18 protein-coding genes are annotated in these 17,735 nt (G+C 51.4%); 7 read left to right on the top strand and 11 right to left on the bottom strand.

Annotation, left to right across the window (positions count from 1 at the left end; all coding sequences use genetic code 11):
- Positions 1-26 precede the first annotated feature (26 nt).
- Both ttuA and A3L14_RS00535 read left to right on the top strand, forming a co-directional pair.
- Entirely contained in the window at positions 27-944 is a 918-nt protein-coding gene (gene ttuA, locus A3L14_RS00540) for a tRNA-5-methyluridine(54) 2-sulfurtransferase (RefSeq protein ID WP_055429997.1), read from the top strand.
- Between the two features lie 92 nt (positions 945-1,036).
- A complete protein-coding gene (locus A3L14_RS00535; protein WP_055429991.1) occupies positions 1,037-1,693 on the top strand; it encodes a DUF257 family protein in 657 nt (218 codons plus the stop codon).
- Here A3L14_RS00535 and A3L14_RS00530 read toward each other — a convergent pair.
- Positions 1,690-2,178 carry a hypothetical protein gene (locus A3L14_RS00530; RefSeq protein ID WP_055429992.1) on the bottom strand — a complete coding sequence of 163 codons (489 nt, stop codon included), beginning with the start codon at positions 2,176-2,178 and terminating at the stop codon, positions 1,690-1,692. The genes A3L14_RS00535 and A3L14_RS00530 overlap by 4 nt on opposite strands.
- Positions 2,179-2,251: 73 nt before the next feature.
- Positions 2,252-4,210, bottom strand: coding sequence for an alpha-amylase/4-alpha-glucanotransferase domain-containing protein (locus tag A3L14_RS00525; RefSeq protein WP_055429993.1), 1,959 nt, complete (start codon positions 4,208-4,210; stop codon positions 2,252-2,254).
- A gap of 154 nt (positions 4,211-4,364) precedes the next feature.
- Between A3L14_RS00525 and A3L14_RS00520 the strand changes: the two genes are divergently transcribed.
- Positions 4,365-7,751: a CARDB domain-containing protein gene (locus A3L14_RS00520; protein WP_088886145.1), complete on the top strand. Its 3,387-nt coding sequence runs from the start codon at positions 4,365-4,367 to the stop codon at positions 7,749-7,751.
- Between the two features lie 70 nt (positions 7,752-7,821).
- Here the strand turns inward: A3L14_RS00520 and A3L14_RS00515 are convergent, their stop codons facing one another.
- Together A3L14_RS00515 and A3L14_RS00510 are read right to left on the bottom strand one after the other, a co-directional pair.
- Positions 7,822-8,475: a diacylglycerol/polyprenol kinase family protein gene (locus tag A3L14_RS00515; protein ID WP_074631357.1), complete on the bottom strand. Its 654-nt coding sequence runs from the start codon at positions 8,473-8,475 to the stop codon at positions 7,822-7,824.
- Positions 8,447-9,145, bottom strand: coding sequence for an HAD family hydrolase (locus A3L14_RS00510; RefSeq protein WP_055428398.1), 699 nt, complete (start codon positions 9,143-9,145; stop codon positions 8,447-8,449). Before A3L14_RS00510 ends, A3L14_RS00515 begins: the two co-directional genes overlap by 29 nt.
- Before the next feature lie 74 nt (positions 9,146-9,219).
- Here A3L14_RS00510 and A3L14_RS00505 point away from each other — a divergent pair, with 74 nt between their 5' ends.
- From A3L14_RS00505 to mfnA, 3 genes are read left to right on the top strand one after another with little or no spacing between them, the layout of a single operon-like run.
- Entirely contained in the window at positions 9,220-9,468 is a 249-nt protein-coding gene (locus tag A3L14_RS00505; protein ID WP_055428397.1) for a TIGR00304 family membrane protein, read from the top strand.
- A gap of 1 nt (position 9,469) precedes the next feature.
- Positions 9,470-10,645, top strand: coding sequence for a cation:proton antiporter (locus A3L14_RS00500; RefSeq protein ID WP_055428396.1), 1,176 nt, complete (start codon positions 9,470-9,472; stop codon positions 10,643-10,645).
- A gap of 37 nt (positions 10,646-10,682) precedes the next feature.
- The gene (gene mfnA, locus A3L14_RS00495; RefSeq protein ID WP_055428395.1) at positions 10,683-11,840 is read left to right on the top strand and encodes a tyrosine decarboxylase MfnA; all 1,158 of its coding nucleotides are present in this window, start codon (positions 10,683-10,685) and stop codon (positions 11,838-11,840) included.
- Here the strand turns inward: mfnA and A3L14_RS00490 are convergent.
- Positions 11,833-12,693 carry a cation diffusion facilitator family transporter gene (locus tag A3L14_RS00490; RefSeq protein WP_074631359.1) on the bottom strand — a complete coding sequence of 287 codons (861 nt, stop codon included), beginning with the start codon at positions 12,691-12,693 and terminating at the stop codon, positions 11,833-11,835. The two genes, mfnA and A3L14_RS00490, sit on opposite strands and share 8 nt — an antisense overlap.
- 348 nt (positions 12,694-13,041) lie before the next feature.
- Here A3L14_RS00490 and A3L14_RS00485 point away from each other — a divergent pair, with 348 nt between their 5' ends.
- On the top strand, positions 13,042-14,271 hold the full coding sequence (locus A3L14_RS00485; RefSeq protein ID WP_055428394.1) for a flippase: 1,230 nt from the start codon (positions 13,042-13,044) through the stop codon (positions 14,269-14,271).
- Between the two features lie 5 nt (positions 14,272-14,276).
- Here the strand turns inward: A3L14_RS00485 and A3L14_RS11610 are convergent, their stop codons facing one another.
- The 6 genes from A3L14_RS11610 to A3L14_RS00460 all read right to left on the bottom strand — a co-directional run bounded on the left by A3L14_RS11610 (position 14,277) and on the right by A3L14_RS00460 (position 17,730).
- On the bottom strand, positions 14,277-14,477 hold the full coding sequence (locus A3L14_RS11610) for a hypothetical protein (RefSeq protein ID WP_143597799.1): 201 nt from the start codon (positions 14,475-14,477) through the stop codon (positions 14,277-14,279).
- Positions 14,478-14,567: 90 nt separating this feature from the next.
- A complete protein-coding gene (locus A3L14_RS00480) occupies positions 14,568-15,026 on the bottom strand; it encodes a sulfotransferase domain-containing protein (protein WP_157726972.1) in 459 nt (152 codons plus the stop codon).
- Positions 15,017-15,214, bottom strand: a complete 198-nt coding sequence (locus A3L14_RS12060; protein WP_055428392.1) for a sulfotransferase — start codon at positions 15,212-15,214, stop codon at positions 15,017-15,019. The genes A3L14_RS00480 and A3L14_RS12060 overlap by 10 nt, the downstream gene beginning before the upstream one ends.
- Entirely contained in the window at positions 15,214-16,230 is a 1,017-nt protein-coding gene (locus A3L14_RS00470; RefSeq protein WP_055428391.1) for an SDR family NAD(P)-dependent oxidoreductase, read from the bottom strand. The genes A3L14_RS12060 and A3L14_RS00470 overlap by 1 nt, the downstream gene beginning before the upstream one ends.
- Positions 16,211-17,365, bottom strand: coding sequence for a DegT/DnrJ/EryC1/StrS family aminotransferase (locus tag A3L14_RS00465; RefSeq protein ID WP_055428390.1), 1,155 nt, complete (start codon positions 17,363-17,365; stop codon positions 16,211-16,213). Before A3L14_RS00465 ends, A3L14_RS00470 begins: the two co-directional genes overlap by 20 nt.
- Positions 17,362-17,730: an acyltransferase gene (locus A3L14_RS00460; protein ID WP_232473359.1), complete on the bottom strand. Its 369-nt coding sequence runs from the start codon at positions 17,728-17,730 to the stop codon at positions 17,362-17,364. Before A3L14_RS00460 ends, A3L14_RS00465 begins: the two co-directional genes overlap by 4 nt.
- Between the last annotated feature and the right edge of the window lie 5 nt (positions 17,731-17,735).

Raw genomic sequence — 17,735 nt, 5'->3', positions numbered from 1 at the left:
CTCTATTTTCGGTGAGAGAAATGTCCATGAGGTGCAGGTTCTGCGAGAAACCAGCTTTCATTAAGCTCCACTACCCAAGAATGTACCTCTGCCCCGAGCACTTCACGGAGTACTTCGAGAGGAAGGTGAAGAGGACGATAGAGCGCTACAAGCTTATCGGGCCGGGCGAGAGGATTCTGGTTGTTGTGAGCGGCGGGAAGGATTCAGCGGTTACCGCCCACGTGCTGAAAAAGCTCGGCTACGACATCGAGTGCCTCCACATCAACCTGGGCATCGGAGAGTACTCGGAGAAGAGCGAAGAATATGCAAAGAGGCAGTGCGAGGCTTTGGGAGTTCCCCTCCACATCGTCAGGGTTAAGGAGCTTTTGGGCCATGGAATCGGCGAAGTGAGGACGAGACGGCCCACATGCTCCTACTGCGGCCTAACCAAGCGCTACATCTTCAACAAGTTCGCCTACGACAACGGATTTGATGCAGTCGCTACCGGCCACAACCTCGACGACGAGGCGAGCTTCATCTTCGCCAACCTGATGAACTGGAACACGCAGTACCTGGCAAAGCAGGGGCCGGTAACTCCGGAACAGTTCAACGGAAAGCTCGTGAAGAAGATAAAACCGCTCTACGAGCTGACCGAGAGGGAGGTCGTGGCGTACGCCCTGGCGAACGGCATAGAGTACCACATCGAAGAATGCCCCCACGCCGTAGGAGCTACAACCATAGAGTACAAGGGCATACTCAACGACATGGAGGAGAAGAGGCCCGGGACCAAGATAAACTTCGTGAAGGGCTACCTGAGGAAGAAGCACCTCTTCGAGGCCGAGCTCCAGGAGAAGGAGCTGAGGGAGTGCGAGGTCTGCGGGATGCCGTCGAGCGGGGAGGTGTGTTCCTTCTGCAGGTTCTGGCGCATGGAGAAAGCGCTTGATTTCAGCCTCAGAAGGAAGTAATCCATCCCGAAGCACGCTTAAACGTTCGATCTTCATCCACAATAGCATACCTTATTAAGGATATCAAACCCAATAGGTATAGGCGACCCGCGGTGAGTGTCCCAGACGGCCTCATGGATACGCTTTGGGAATCCCTCAAAAGGGGAGAGATAGTCCTGATAGAAAGGACAGACAGTGGGGACCAGTACTTTGGGCTATCCCAGTTAATACGGTGGGGAAATGAAAAGGGGTACACAGTGGTGGTTGTGGACATTTTTGACTCGCTTTACCTCCTAAAAGCAAAGGCGAAGCTGGCGGGAATAAGCGACGAAGTTTTTGATAAAGTCAAAGCGATTAAAATAGGGGGCAAAATCGAAACAGGAGACGTACTGGGATGGATACGGGACACCTCCGAACCCGTCATACTGGCAAAGAAGTTTGAGGAAACTTACGAGGAAGTCCTAAATTCAGAAGCCCCCTTACTGACCGTGGTCGTGGGGCTTGAAAAGCTCTTTGTGACCTCAGAATTCTACCCAAGGAACATTCAGGCCATAATAACCGCCATATCGAGATATGTTGGGGACGAAAGGCGGCTTTCAATACAGTTTCTGAAGGCCAAGGTAATTGACTCATCAAGGAGGTCTGTTGTGGACATCCTGGAGGATATTGCCACCACAGTGATAAGGGTTTCGAGGAAAGACAAGGTTACTGAGTTTTACGTCATAAAATCAATAAACAAGAGCCTGGAGGGACTAACAATCAGGGTTTAAAGGGCCATCCCCATGTGCCTTCTCGCTTTTCTCTTTATTCTGTACATCTCTGGAATCGAATAGTAGCCGTATATCACCATGACCCTGCCCGCTATGATGAGGAGCACCCCGATGTAGACCAGGAGGAGCGGGAGTCCGAGCAGGATGAGGCCGTACCCCCATATCACAGCGGGGACACCCGAGGCACGGTACAGGTAGTAGTTGGCCAGTATCTCGAAGAGGTACGCCACCGCCAAGAGAACCAGGCCCGCCTTGGCGGAACCAGCCAGAAGAATCAGGGCAGCGGCCAGCGATGTTACAACCGCAAACACGACGAATCTGAATATCCTGCTATCCCCGAAGACCTCCGCAAATCCGTTCATCCCGAGGGCGTACGCTCCGAACCCAAAGAGCGAGACTAGGAAGCCCAGAAAGCCCCCAGCAAGTCCTGCCAGTATCAGCACAACCTGACCTATGACGGCGTTCCTCGCGGCATCCTCTATCATTGTATCACCATTTGAAGTAGAAAGTCAGACTTAAAAATATTTTGGAAAATTGTGAGAACAGAAAGTTAAAAACTCATAGCTCCCGGAATTTAATCCGGAACCTCAGCTCCCCCTCCACTGGGAACAGCAGGGTGTAGCTGACGCCCTGCTGGATGAAGTCCCATCCAGCTTCGCTCTGGCTAAGGGTCTTTATCGGATACTTCCAGACCTTCGCCTCCCTGTCAAGCTCCACTCCCACCCTTCCGATGCCGTAAGGGTCGTTCACCTCAAAGCTTTTCGCCCCGAACTCCTCGGGCTTCTCCATGACGCTGTGAACGGCCAAGTTCAGCTCAACGCCGAAGAGGGCCTTGGCGTCACTCTTTACTGCATAGTCAACGACAAAGCCGTCCTCCTTCAACCTGAAAGACTTCTCAACCCTCGCAGCCCTTCCCGAGACAGTCCCGTTGCGCCAGAGGGTGATGCCCCCATCGGAGGTGCTGTAGTCGTATGTCCCCTTCACGAAGTCACCGAGCTCCAGGTATCTAGCAAGGCGGTACTCATCTATAGCCGTTTCCGGGTCGAGGAAGTGATCCTGAAGGAGCGCCCTGAGGTGGTTGTCGTAGGCAAGTTCCCGCCGTATTTCCTCTGGAATCTGCTTGCCAAGCTCGTGTATGCTCGCAACCCCCTCATCGCCCCCCTCTTCAGGGGTGGCCGCCTCAGGGACTTCGTGGTAGTGCTCCCACCGCCTAGCGAGAACGTCGTTGTAGTTGACCGCCCGTTTCTTTGAGCTTAGCTCGAACAGCGCTCCGCCGTAGGAGGGTTTAAACACCGCGTAGAAGCTCTCGTTCTCCAGAAAGACCTCATCGTGGCCGTCGAAGTCTATGTCCCTCACGAAAGTTCCAACCTTCACATGGCTATTCGCCCGGATGATGTTCTCCCAGACCGCCCTCCTGAGGTGGGGGAGGTAGACGCCGCCGAAGACGCCGTGCCAGTAGGCGTCGTTGCACTGGGCCTTGAGGATGAACTTTCTCGCCTCGGGGTTTTCCCTCACCAGCTTGCTCACCATCAGCATTCTCTTGTGCATGTAGTTGCTCTCGGGGTACTTGAAGAAGAAGTTCTTCCAGATTCCACCGCGGACGAAAACCCTGTATTTCTCAAACTTCCCGTGCTTCTTCAGTGTCTCCACGAATTCAACGAAGAGCTTTGCCTGCTCTGCCGGAAGGCTCCACTCGCTCATCTCGAAGTACGAGGCTATCGGGAGGTACACTATGCCCCTCGGCTTAAAGTGGGTTAGGTACTCGGAGTACAGCATAAGGTTTACCCTCTCATCGCTTGAAACGCTATCAAAGAACTCCCTGAGCCAGCCCTTTTCATACACCCACTCATATGTTCCGGGCCAGACCCCGAACTTTTCACCGTCGTCGTGGAAGACAGCAACCTTGCTCTCATCGCCGTCGTCGAGGGAATGGAGGTACTCCACAGTCTTCTCAACCGGACGGAAGGGTATCAAATATCTCAGCTTCTCGTCTATCGGGAAGACCGCTATTACTTCCCCGCCGTCCTCCGTGTAGTACGGCCAGAAGAGTTCCTCCTTGCTCAGACCGGCGCTCATGAAGTGGTAATCGTCAACAATGACGTACTCTATACCAGCCTGGCGGAGGCTCTTTACGAGCTCCGGCTGCCACACACGCTCGGTCAGCCAGACGCCCTTGGCATCGTAGCCGAGCTTCTTGGCAAAGTCCTTCAGAAGTCTTATCTGCTCTATCCTGTCCTCTTTTGGAATCGCCGCCAGGACAGGCTCATAGAAGCCGGCGACGACTATCTCAAGCTGCCCTTTCCGGACAAGGGAACGGAGAAGGCCAATATACTCGGGACGGTTCTCCTCCAGCCACTCAAGGAGGGGGCCGCTTATGTGAACCGCGACCTTCATGTTCGGGTAGTCTTCAAGTATCTCCATGAACGGCCGGTAGGAACGCTCGTAGGCACTCTCCAAGACCCAACCGAAGTTACCGAGAGGCTGATGGTTATGGATCCCGAATATGAAGTTCACCATGGCAACCACCCCTGTTATCACTACCAGTGATATGGAAAGAAAAGCATATAAACCTTTTTCTCCAAATATTCACTAACGGTGACTACCGTACACCCTTGGGGATTATGCACCACTGGAGGTGTGCAGATTGAAGAAAAAGGTAGCGCTGGTATTGATGGCGGTTCTCGTTCTCAGCCTGGGGCCCTTTGGCAGGTTTGCAAGTGCCCTCTATGGAACCAAGATCATAGACGGAAACCTGAGCGACTGGACAGTCTCTGATCTGATAGCGGTGGGACAGGACAATGGACAGGCCGGTGCGAATCTCGACAAAATGTACGTCTCCTGGGACGATCAGTATTTGTATATTGCGATAAAGACCAGCAACACACAGAGCTGGGACGTGGCTTACGGAATAGGAATAGACGTTGACCCGGGAACCGGCAACGGTTACGTTTCCGGTGGAGACTCATGGGGCAGGAGCATTGAGTTCTCAAATGGCTTTGCTCTCGACTATGAGATTTACTTCTGGTGGGGCTGGAACAGCGGAATGGGAACCGACAACTTCAACACCTGGACCGGAAGTGGCTGGAACTACAACAGCATCTCCAGCGTTGGCGGTAGCTTCGCCTACACCGGAGACACTTCAACCGGCCTGCAGACGGTCGAGATAAAGATACCGTGGAGTGCCCTGGGAGGAAAGCCCGAGAGGATAGCTGTGATGGCGTGGGTGACTGGAGGCGGTGGTTCCGCAGTGGACAGTTTACCGGTTGACCCTGCCATAGACTACACCAACATAGGCGCAGAATGGGGAGACACCGACACCTTCACCAACATGGCGGTCATCTACGTCGCCCCCAAGACCATAGACGGAAACCTGAGCGACTGGAGCAACGCCGACCTTCTGGTGGCAGGAAGGGACAACGGGCAGGCAGGGGCAAACCTCGACAGGATGTACGTTTCCTGGGACGATCAGTATCTATACATAGCCATCAAAACCAACAACACCGGAAGCTGGGACGTTGCCTACGGGATAGGAATAGACATTGATCCGGGAACAGGCAACGGTTACACAACCGGGACTGATTCCTGGGGACGGAGCGTTGAATTCTCCGGCGGATTCGCCCTTGATTACGAGCTCTACTTCTGGTGGGGCTGGAACAGCGGAATGGGAACCGACAACTTCAACACCTGGACCGGAAGTGGCTGGAACTACAAGAGCCTTGCCGACGTTGGAGCCAAATTTGCCTACACAGGAGACACTTCAACCGGTCTCCAGACCCTTGAGATAGCCATTCCTTGGAGCGCCCTCGGAGGAAAGCACTCCAGATTTGCCGTTATGTCCTGGGTGACTGGAGGCGGTGGTTCCGCAGTGGACAGTTTACCGGTTGACCCTGCCATAGACTACACCAACATAGGCGCAGAATGGGGAGACACCGACACCTTCACCAACATGCTTGTCGGTGAATGGTTCTTAATGCCTGACCTCACCGTAAGCGTAACCGGGCCCGGCGTTGTTGGCATTAACAGGCTTGGTGTTTACAACGTGACCGTCAAAAATGAGGGTTCGTTACCGGTCAGCAACGCTAGTGTTAGGGTGTACCTTGGTGGTAACCTCTATACGAACTGGACGGTCAACCTGAACGCAGGAGAGAGCAAGTGGTTCCTTTTCAACTGGAGCCCGAACGCCACAGGAACGTACACCATAAGGGCGGTCGTTGACGAGGAAAACGCCATCCCCGAGGCCAACGAGAACAACAACGAGTTCACCATGGACGTCCAGGTTGTCTGGGTGGGCAGCATAGACGTCGACGGGAACCCCGACGACTGGCCGGCGGTTAGCATCGCCCCGAACTCATACACTGTCCAGAACGGCGTCTTCATCTGGAGCGACGCTACGAACGACCAGAAGCACGACAAGGATCAGTGGCTGCCAGGGGGGACTTCAGCCCACGCCGACCTGACGGAGGTTGGCGTCACCAAGGACGACCGCTACGTGTACTTCCTCTTCAGGTTCGCCAACATGAGCAACATAAAAATCGGGGACAACGGTGCCACGTTCATAGCCGTTCCGATAGACTATAAGGACGGTGGAGCTACGTGGTTCGCAGGTGAAATGGACACCAACGGGGTCCTTCAGTGGGACATCCAGATGGCCATAAACCTCGGCGGAAGCCAGTACACGGGCCAAACCTCGGCCGTAGTCTCCTCCGGAACGGGCAAGACCTCCCTGCTGTACTTTGTAGACCCCGCCGGAAACATCGTGCAGGTCAGCGGCGCTCTCGTTGGAGTTAACCTCCACAAGAACACCGTTGAGGTTAGAATCCCGCTGAGCGTCTTTGGAGGAGCCAAGGAGTTCAGCTTCCAGGTTGCAACAGGCTTCAGCTACGGCCCGGCCGTATGGAACTTCGGAGACCCGTTCGCGAACGATGGAATAAGCGACATAGTTGACACCATAACCAAGGAGCCGAGCACCACAGAGGAGCTCTCCGACAATATCCCCGACTACTACATCAGGATCAGGATGGACAACATCGTTGAGAGTGCCACTCTGGTTAGTGTCAAAATGCAGAGGCTAATCCAGTACCAGAACTCCTTTGTCATGCTCAACAGGTTCTACGGTATACGGCACTTTGAGAGGGACTATGCCGCCTATAGCGACCTCTTAGAGAAGCTCAACGGCATGCCGCTCACTGACGACATGAAGGACAGGCTCAACGAGCTCAGAAATAAGGTCATGGATCTCCTGAAGCTCTACAACGAGGGCAAAGAGCTGATAGACAGCCCGAACTATGCGTTCGGTGCCTCACTCAAGATATACCGGGCCTACACCGGAATGAAAAAAATAGTCAGAGAAATGGAGTCAATGGTCGAAAAGGCCCAGAGCGGCGAGCTGGAAAGGGAAAAACACATGCAGGAGCTCGCCAAGAACCTGACCAAGACTATAGACGGCAACCTCGACGACTGGAACGTCCAGCCCATAGCCGTTGATGATACCGGCTACGGGCAGGACGGTGCGAACCTCAAGGCCCTCTACGTTGACTACGACGACCAGTTCCTTTACATAGCCCTCACGACGGAGAACAAGGCATCGTGGAGGGTTGCCTACGGCATAGCGATGGACTACAAGGACGGGGGCTACACCACCGGCACCGATGCATGGGGCAGGAAGGTGAGCTTTGACAAGGGAATAGACGCGCAGTTGTACTTCTTCTGGAACGGTGAGTTCTTCGGGGACAAGGGAACCAGCAACATAACCAGCGCACAGTTTGTCGTATGGGACGGTTCGGCATGGAAGTACGAGGAGCTCAAATGGGTTGGATTCTACGCCTACACCGGGGGAGCGGAGAACGGACTTCAGACCCTTGAGATAGCCATCCCATGGGAGGCCCTTGGAGGAAAGCCGGAGAAGCTCAGTATGGTGGCATATGTAACGGGACAGGGCGCCGGCGATTCTGCCGTTGACAGCCTGCCGCTCCAGGATGCTGTCAGGGACAAAGCGCCCGGCGAAGAGTGGGGCGACGAGGACACGTTCACCAAGTTCGCCACGGTCACCATAGAGTGACCTCCATCCACTCTTTTCTAACCATTTTTATCTGGTCTCATTGATGTGCATTGAGAACGTGGAACGAAAATCAGGCCAGGAAAATCCCCGCGATATACAGCACAACCGCTATCGCCAGCTGGTTTGAAAAGTTGTCATCCAGCTGTTCCCCCGGATCTTTCCCTGGCGGGAAACCGTAGAATTCCACCAGCATCCCAGTAAAGGAGCCAAGAACCGCCAAAAGGGGCCCTACAAGGGGCCAGAGCGTCAGAAGTCCAGAGAAGAAATACGCGGCACTGCCCTCAAGGCTCTTGCCGTTTTTGAAGCGGTGCCTGCCCAGGGATTTGCCGACTATAGCCGCCAGGGCATCCCCCACGGTTGCAACCGTGATGGCCCCTATCGCTATCTCCATGGGAAAGAAGTAGACAATGATGAACGCCGCCGCGGCAAAGTATATGTGGGCCGCCACGCGATAGCGTTCGTGCTCCCTCGTTATCTCCCGTATCTGCTTCTCCAAAACCTCAACGCGCTCGAAGACGTCGTTGTCAACGTATATCTTAAGCCTCCTCTTGATGCTGTCCCTGAGCTCCTCGATTATCCTGAAGGGTTCGAGCACGACGAAGAGGAAAAAGGCCACGCCTATGAGGGTGAGGGTGACCTCCCTCCCAAAGAGCAGGTACGAGACTGGAACAAGAAGGCCGGTGAGGTGAAGGGACTTACGCTTCAGCTCGTTTTTCATGCTCACGCCTTATCACCTCCAGGGCCTCCATGAGGTCTTTGACCACGTAATCGGCGTGCTTTGCGAGTCTCCCCTTGAAATACCCCCTGCTGACGAGTATTGTAACGGCCCCTATCTCCTTCCCGCCCCTCATGTCAGTGTCGTCCCTGTCGCCGACCATGTAGACCTCGTCCTCGTGGGGAAAGAGCTGCCTAGCCAGGCGAAAGTTGTGGGGGTCGAGCTTGCTGTGCCCCGTCTCGCCGCTTATGATAAGGGCATCAAAGTAGTCCTTTATGCCGAGGTATTCGAGCTTCTTCCTCTGCCACCTGGTCGAGGAGTCCGTTACGAGCACTATCCGGGCACCCATCCCCCTGAGCCCCTCAAGGAAAGGAACCGTGTCCGGGAACAGCTTCAGATTTGAGAAGAATACCCTGTCCACGAGCTCCTGGATCTCATCGAGCTCCCCAGGCGAGATGCCAACGTATATCTTCCGGAGGAGCCTCTCGACGATTTTATCGAGGTCCATCATGTGGAGCTCCCTGGACTGCTCAAGCTCGCGGTAGCGGGCTGTGAGTATGTAGAAGAACGCCTTAAACTTTCTCCTTTTCAGAAGGAAAGGGATGAGACGGAGTATCGTGTACTTTCCGGCCTCCCACGTGTTGCAGAGGGTATCGTCCAGGTCAACGAGCACAAGCATGTTGGAGAATTTGATTCCCGGGCATTTAAACCCTTTGGGTAAGTTTTAAAAGGCTAGCGAGAAGGCCTTAATGTATGGACAAGGGGGGCCTGCTCATCCTGGCCGGCATGGGAATGATACTGCTCGGATTCTTGCTAGTCTTTATTGGAACCGCAATTTCTGCTCTGGGCGGCGAGGGCGAGGTGGAAGGCGGCGGAGTAATAATGATAGGCCCAATACCAATAGTCTTCGGGACGGGCAGGGGGGCAGGCATTGCAGCGATACTCGCGATAATACTGATGGCACTCTGGATAATAGGGGCTCTGCTCGCGAGGAGGGGATGACGTGGACTTTCTGCCCGCGCTGGCGATTCTCCTGGTCGTTGCAAAGAGCATTGAATGGCTCTTTGAGAGGGTGGGGATACACCCGATAATAGCCCACGTCCTGACCGGTGTCATGCTGGGGCCCTTCGTGCTGGGCGTCATCGAACCGACGGAAGAGCTCGGAGTCCTGGCGGAGTTTGGGCTGATAATGATGATGCTCTATATGGGGCTCACCAGCAACTTCTCGGCGATAGCACAGAACACCAAGAAGGCCGTTGTAGTTGCCGGTCTCGGAGTCGCGTTCTCGTTCGTTTTGGGGTTTATCACGGTGATGTACTTCGGCAAGGGCACGACTGCGGCAATATTCATAGGGATAACCCTTGGAAACACGGCGATAGAGGTGACGAGCGGTGTTCTGGCCAAGGAGCGCGTCAAGAGGGAAGTCTCGTCAATAATCATGGGTGCAGCGTTCGCCGACGACATAATGGCGGTCTACCTAATAGGCATCATAACGGCCCTCGCCGGAGGGGGCCTTGACCTAGTCTCCTTTGGAATTTTGACCGTCAAGATATTCACGTTCATAGCGGTCACACTCCTCATCTCCGAGTACGTCTTCAAGAGGGCAAGGTGGTTCTACTCAATCGTCAGGAACCTGAACGTCTTCTTCACATTCACCCTCATTCTGACCTTTGCACTCGCAATTATAGCCGAGAAAGCCGGCCTCAACCAGATAATCGGTGCCTACCTGGCCGGTCTCACAATAAGCCGGCTGAGGGAAAGGAAGGACCCCCTTGTGGTCACCCGGATAAAGCTGAACGAGCTCATAGAAGACCTGCAGGTGGTCCTCACCGAGTTCTTCATACCCCTGTTCTTCATCTACGTCGGGCTCATGTTTAACCCTCCAACGGCCGGAATGAGCCTTACACTCATAGGGGCCCTTTACCTGTCCGCAGTTCTCGGGAAGCTCTTAGGGTGCGGCCTTGGGAGCAAGCTCTTCGGCCTCAGCTGGAGGGATTCAATACTGGTCGGCATAGGCATGGGCGGTAGGGGCAGTTTGGAGCTGGCCATACTGACCTTTGGCCTTTCAGCGGGACTGATAGACCAGGTTCTCTTTGCCAGCTTCATAGCGGTCTCGATGCTTACCGCGCTGACGACGCCAATGTTCTTCAAGGCCTATATCCAGAGGGCAAAAGCTTAAATCCCTCCCCGATGAGTAGTGTCAGGCTGGTGAGAGGATGTTTCCGAGAAAAGGCGCGGGCGAGAAAGAGGTTCTGGGGGAGCTTGAGGAGAAAACATCCTCAGATCTGACCTTCGATTCAGGAAGGATACTCGGCTCGATGTGCACTTATCCCCATCCCTTTGCCGTTGAGGTCGTTAGGAGGTACATAGACAGGAACCTCGGCGATCCCGGTTTGCATGTGGGCAGCCAGAGGGTGGAAGAAGAGGCCGTCGAAATGCTCTCAAACCTTCTGGGCCTAAAAAGAGGTTATGGGCACATAGTCTCCGGTGGAACCGAGGCCAATATTCTGGCGGTGCGGGCCTTCCGGAACATCGCAGAGGTCGAAAGGCCAGAGCTGATCCTCCCTGAAAGCGCCCACTTCTCCTTCCTGAAGGCGAGCGAGATGCTGAAGGTTAAACTCGTCTGGGCAAAGCTGAAGAAAGATTACTCGGTCGACGTTAAGGACGTCGAGGCTAAAATCACGGACAACACCATAGGAATCGTCGGCATCGCCGGAACCACCGGGCTGGGTGTGGTAGACGACATTCCCGCTCTGAGCGACCTTGCCCTTGACTATGGCCTTCCTCTCCACGTTGATGCGGCCTTCGGCGGCTTCGTGATACCCTTCGCAAAGGAGCTCGGCTACGAGATTCCAGACTTTGACTTCCGGCTGAAGGGCGTGGAGAGCATAACCATAGACCCCCACAAGATGGGCATGGTGCCCATTCCTGCCGGGGGGATAATATTCAGGGAAAAGAAGTTCCTTGAGGCAATAAGCGTCCCCGCACCGTACCTCGCAGGGGGCAAGGTCTGGCAGGCCACCATAACGGGAACCCGGCCTGGAGCGAGCGCTTTAGCTGTCTGGGCGATGATAAAGCACCTTGGCTTCGAAGGCTACAAGAAGGTCGTGAAGAAGGCGATGGAGCTGAGCAGGTGGTTCGCGGAGGAACTGAAAAAAATCCCCGGAGTTTACCTCATCCGCGAGCCTGTTCTCAACATAGTGTCCTTTGGAACCGGGAACCTTGAGGAGGTCGAGGAAGAACTAAAGAAACGGGGCTGGGGCATAAGCGCCCACCGCGGCTACATCAGGATAGTCATGATGCCCCATGTGAGGAAAGAGCACCTGGAGGCGTTTTTGGTGGATTTGGGGGGGATCATGAGGTACATCACTTAGTAACCCCCTTTATGTCCACGTGGACAAAGGCGACCTCCACCTCGGGGATTTCCTCTATTCTCTTCTTAACCTCCTCACTGATATCGTGAGCCTCTTTCAGTGTGAGTTCTGGGGGCACTTCAATGTGTAGCTCGACGTGGAGCTTGCTTCCAACGTAATGGGCCCTTAAATCATGGACACCGAGGACGTTGGGGATGCTCAGGGCAGTTTCCTTTATCCTCTCGCAGACCTCGAAGGGCGGGGCCTGGCCTGTCAGGTAACGGACGTTTTCAAGGATAATGCTTATCGAGACCTTTACAAGAAACGCGGCCACCACCAGACCGGCAAGGGAATCACCGTACTGGAAACCTAACTTCTGAGCACCGAGACCAACGAGCACCGCGACGCTGCTCAGCGCGTCGCTCCTGTGGTGGTAGGCGTCGGCTACGAGTATCTGGCTGTTGAGCTTTCTGCCAACGTAAACCGAATAGCGGAACATGGCCTCCTTGGAGAGAATGGACAGAATCGTGACGCCGAGCATCAGGGAATTGACCTGGATGGTACCCCCGTGGAGGATGCGATAAACTGCGTCCCTGCCTATCTCGTAGGCGACTATGAGGAGCGCCTCTCCGATCAGGAACGCCACCAGGGGTTCAAAGCGGGAATGCCCAAAGGGATGATCCCTGTCGGGGGGCTTGGAGGATATCCTTATCCCCGCGTAGCCTATGATGCTTGTTATCACATCACTCAGGGAGTGCACTCCGTCCGAGATGAGGGCTATGCTCGAATACATGAAGCCAACAACCAGCTTGAACAGGGAAAGTAGGACGTTGCCAACGATGCTGAGCCATATCGGCCTGTAAATTTCTTCCATGGTACCACCACAATTTTTGTGCATATGCACACAATATTTAAACTTTGCCATTCCCATTCGGATATTTAACTTTATTAGGTTTTCCAATTTTGTTAGGCTAATCTAATTCAAGGAACATAAAAATAAGCCGACGGTCAGTCCGTCACTCCATCATCACGAGCCTCAGACAAGGCTGAAATCATCATCCCGAAAAAGGTTGGAGATGGGCCTTAAAAGGGTTGCTCAGCGATCACCTTTCCCTCCTCACCACTCGGTTCGCCCATCAATCATCATCGCGTTCTGGAGTTCTCGCAGGGGCTTAAAACGGTTGCCCAAAGGTTTTTGTATCCCAAAGGCATTCTACACTCGATGTCGGAGAGCCTGAAACTGAGGCTGATAAAAAACGCCGGCTGGCTCTTTGGGGCGGAGATATTCTCAAAACTCCTAGCCTATGGAATAATAGTCATCTTGAGCAGAACGCTCGGCCCAGACGGGCTCGGGCAGTACTCGTTTATATTCTACTACATTGGCCTCCTCGGAATATTTTCAGACCTCGGGGTGAGCTTCTACTTCATGAGGGAAGTTGCGAGGGACAGGGACAAACTTAAAGAACTGCTCCCCGATGTCCTCGGCTTCAAGATAGTCCTGGCAATCCTCAACTTCGGGATAATAGTCCTTATAACACTCTTCCTCCCGAAGCCGGAATGGATGAAGCTCCTAATAGTTTTAGCTGGAGCTGAGGCAATGCTAACCTGGGTCTCACTTGTGTTTGTCAGAATGACGTATGCATTTGAAATCACAAAGTACGAGGCCATAGCGAGAACCGTCGAGAGGTTCTGGGCCTTCTTTATTGGTGGTGCAGTCCTGTGGCATTTCAAGGAGCTCTTCCCGTTCGTGGCAGTTCTCTTAGTTGGATACACAATAAGGGAACTCCTCAGGATAAGGTGGGGTCTCAGCTTCGTTCCAGGAAAGATTGTGGTTAGGTTCCGTCCAGCGGAATGGGCAAACCTCCTCAGGAAGTCCTACCCCTTCTGGCTGATTGGGCTCTTCACCCTGATTTACTACCGCACGGACATGGTGATGCTGAACCTTCTCAGGGGAGATTATGAAACGGGGATTTACAGGGCGGCGTACATGTGGATTCAGGTTGCGATGCTTGTTCCCAACGTTGTGATACCCACAACACTACCCTCCATGGCAAGGCTCCACAAGGAAAATAGGAAAACGCTTGAGGCCCTCTTTAAAAAGAGCTTCCAGACCTTACTTTTCCTTGGCCTTGCCGGCACCGCGGGATATTACCTTTTCGCAAAGCTCGGAATCCTCTTCGTATTTGGGGAGAAGTTCAAGGAGAGCGTCCCCGTGCTCAGGATTCTGGCCTTTGCTATTCCATTCATGTTCCTGAACTCGCTCTTCGGGAGCTACATGAACGCCACAGGAAGGGAGCTTACCTTTACCAAGATAACCGGCTTTACCGCTTTTCTCAATGTCACTCTTAACTATACCCTCATACTCCACTACGGGGCTACCGGTGCGGCGGTGGCTACGGTGGTGAGTCAAGGGGTAGCAAGTTTAGTTAATTTAAAACTATTGGACAGGTAATCAGATTACACATTTTCGTATCCCCATAAAACTTCCAAATCTCTGCCTATTAGATCCGAGAGTTTTACAACCTCAGGCTTAAAGCGCTTCATAAGTTCTTTTTTAAGGTCATTTGGAAGAGACTTGCGTTGAATTGGTCTTGTATTTAGTCTGATTATAGGGACTATAACGTGGTTCCAGATGGCTTTTCTAAGTCTTGGTGGCATGATATTCCCTAAGGGGGTCTTAGATATTTCGAATACAATCTTTTTATGAGGGGCACTCTATAGGTGGAAGCCCTATTGTACACCTCGAAATTAAGGGGTAAAGTCCACATTTTGGACACCTAAGAACTGGAGAATCTCACGATATACTTTTTCGGGATCGGCCTTTAGGTCATCAAATATTATCACCTTCACTTGAGATTCATCAAAATGCTTGTAATATCTTTTCAAGTGTTCAGCATATTTTATCCATCCTGAATAATACAGCATTGATGGGAATAAAACATATTTGGGAATCTGCTTCCACTGCCTTCTGAGGGGTTCCAGTTCCAGGGCTTTCTTAAAATCTTCAACATTCTCGTGCAACTCCCTAAGGAAGACACTATGAAGAGAATATAAAAAACTAACGGGCTCTCTAAAGAGTGCTATTATCTTTGCATCTGGATTGAATCCATAAATATTCTTCGCTGCCTCTTTAGAGTACAGATAAATAACCGAAGATTCACCAACAATTCTGTAACCTCGTGCTCCTCTAAAAAGCTCTAGATGCACCAAAAGTTCTTTCTCAATGTTTTTAAAAATTCCAACGTTTCTCTATGGAGGTCTGTACAGAAATGATTTGGCTCCTTTATGGGGGACATAAAAATCTCCGGATGCTGGTTGAGGTAGTGGTAGAGGGATGTTGTCCCGCTTCTTGGTTCACCGACAATGAATAAGTTGGGCAGAGTATCATGCTCCATTATTTTTCCCTCCTATTAGTTTTCCCAAGATATTCAAGCACGAGATTTTTGAGATCCTCTTTGGATACCCTTGGCGCATCTTTAGAGGTATATCTAATCCAAACAGACCCAACGGCTTTCTTAACTCCTCCAATGGTTACTCTGTACATATCACCCAAGTCATCTACATAATAACTCTCTACCTCACTTATCAAATCCTCATGGAGTTTTTCACCCGGCGAGAGACCAATTAATTCCACCAGGATATCTTCAGAATCAATACCCAGTAACGGAGCAATATCATGAACCATCACATCAACCAAATCCCCAAGCCTAAACGCAGGCATTTTCAATATAAACAGCTCACCCCCAGCTCCAATCTCGGTAGCTTTAAAGACTAACTTAACGGCATCCGAAATACGCATGATGAATCTCGTAACTTCTGGATCGGAGACGAAAAGCTTTCGCTTCTTCAACATTGTGGTTATAAAAACAGGAATTACTGATCCTCTTGAGTTCGCAACATTTCCAAACCTAACAACCACAAAAGAACTATCACCACCAGTCAAACGATTGGCATTAAGCGTTATCCTCTCCGCAATGAATTTTGTCGCCCCCATAACAGTAGTCGGATTAGCCGCCTTGTCAGTACTTATAGTCACAAATTTCTCCACACCATGATGAAGAGCTAAATCAACTAAATTCTGAGTCCCAATTATGTTAGTCTTCACGGCCTCAAAAGGAAACTCTTCTGAGATAACAACATGCTTCATTGCAGCGGCGTGGAATACAATATCCACGTTATACAGCTTGAAAACATTACTCGCACTCTGAAAATCCCGGACGTCCCCTACAACAAACTCCAAACGCTCATCAGAAAACTCCTTCCTCATGACAAAATGCTTTATCTCATCCCTGCTCATTACAATAACCCTATTAACATCAGTCTCCAAGAGTTGCCTAACAATTTCCCGACCAATACTTCCTGTACCACCCGTAACGAGGACGTTCTTGTTCTTAAAAATATCCGGTTTCATGAGTATCACCCCTCATCATGAACTCTTTAACCGACGATGCAACATACTCCAACTCCTTAACAGTCATGTGCGGGTACAACGGCAAAGTCAGGACTTGGGAAGATATACTTTCAGTTACTGGTAAATTGAGCTGAGAGTATCCCAAATTTCTAAACACAGTATATTTATGCACCGGCTCAAAATAAATCTTCGTGGAAATGCCTTTTTGAGCGAGATAATCCATTAACTTGTTCCTTGTTTTCTCTCCTTCCAAAACTCTTATCGTGTAAAGCTGGTAGACTGCAAAGTAATCTCTTGGTTCTTCCATAACTTTGATCCCATTTACTCTTTTTAGAGTGGTATTCATGAAGTGCGCGTTCTTTCTCCGCATTTCAATTAAACGGTCAACTTTTTTCAATTGAGACAAGCCTAGTGCCGCCAGAATCGTAGAGAGCCTCCAGTTATATCCAATTTCAACATAATCGCTCCTAGCTCCAGAAGTGAAATAATTCCCTTCCGTTACCCTACCATATGAGACTAATAATTTCAGCCGTCTGTGTATTTCTTCATTCTCCGTAACAACTGCGCCCCCTTCGCTAGTGGTGAATATTTTATTCTGGCAAAAGCTGAAAATTGCTGAGTCCCCGAAAGTTCCAACGTATCTCCCCCCGACTTTTGCCCCAAAAGCTTCAGCAGCGTCCTCTATTAGAATTAAACCATAATCCTCGGCGATCTCCTTCAGCTCTCTAACTTTGCATGGCATTCCACCATAATGAACCGCGATTATTGCCTTGGTTTTTGGAGTAATTTTTTCTTTAACATCCTCCGGATCCAGTCCAAGAGTTTCTTCTTCAATATCTGCAAAAATTGGCTTTGCTCCAATGTATAATGGAGCGTAAGCTGTTGCTATGAATGTGAAAGAGGGCACGATAATCTCATCGCCGGGTTTAAAGCCATAAGCCAGCATTAGCGCATGTAGTGCTGAACCGCCGGAATTAAAGGCCACACAGTGCTTGGTTCCAAGGTACTCGCAAATGCCTTTTTCAAATTCTTCGATTTGTCTTCCAATGCACCAGTGCATCCCAGAGCGAATAACTTCTTCAACGGCTTTTATATCGTCCTCATCCCAGTAAATTTTGAATAGTGGTATGTTCATTCTTCAATCTCCTCCAGCAGTTTTTTGATTTCTCCTTCGGTTAAGCGCCTGTGGATTCTCACGGGCACTCCAAAGGCTATAACGTTGTCTGGTATGTCTTTGTTAACAAAGCTGAATGCACCGATAATCGAGTTCTCTCCAATTGTTACTCCGGGCATTACCACACTATGACTTCCAATCCTTGCATTCTTTTTGATAACAACTTTCCCTTTTTTACCGTCTATTGTGGATTCCGAATATATTGAACAGTGGGATCCAATTTGGACATAATCTTCTATTACTACACCATACTTTGCGTTTATGTAAGTGAACGCACCAATGTCAGTGTACTTACCAAGCTTGAGACCTTCTGGGTACTGCACCATCCAAT

This window comes from Thermococcus thioreducens (genome assembly GCF_002214545.1).
Classification (GTDB): domain Archaea; phylum Methanobacteriota_B; class Thermococci; order Thermococcales; family Thermococcaceae; genus Thermococcus; species Thermococcus thioreducens.
The sequence above is the reverse complement of the archived record's forward strand: the minus strand, read 5'-3'. Positions and strand labels throughout refer to the sequence as shown.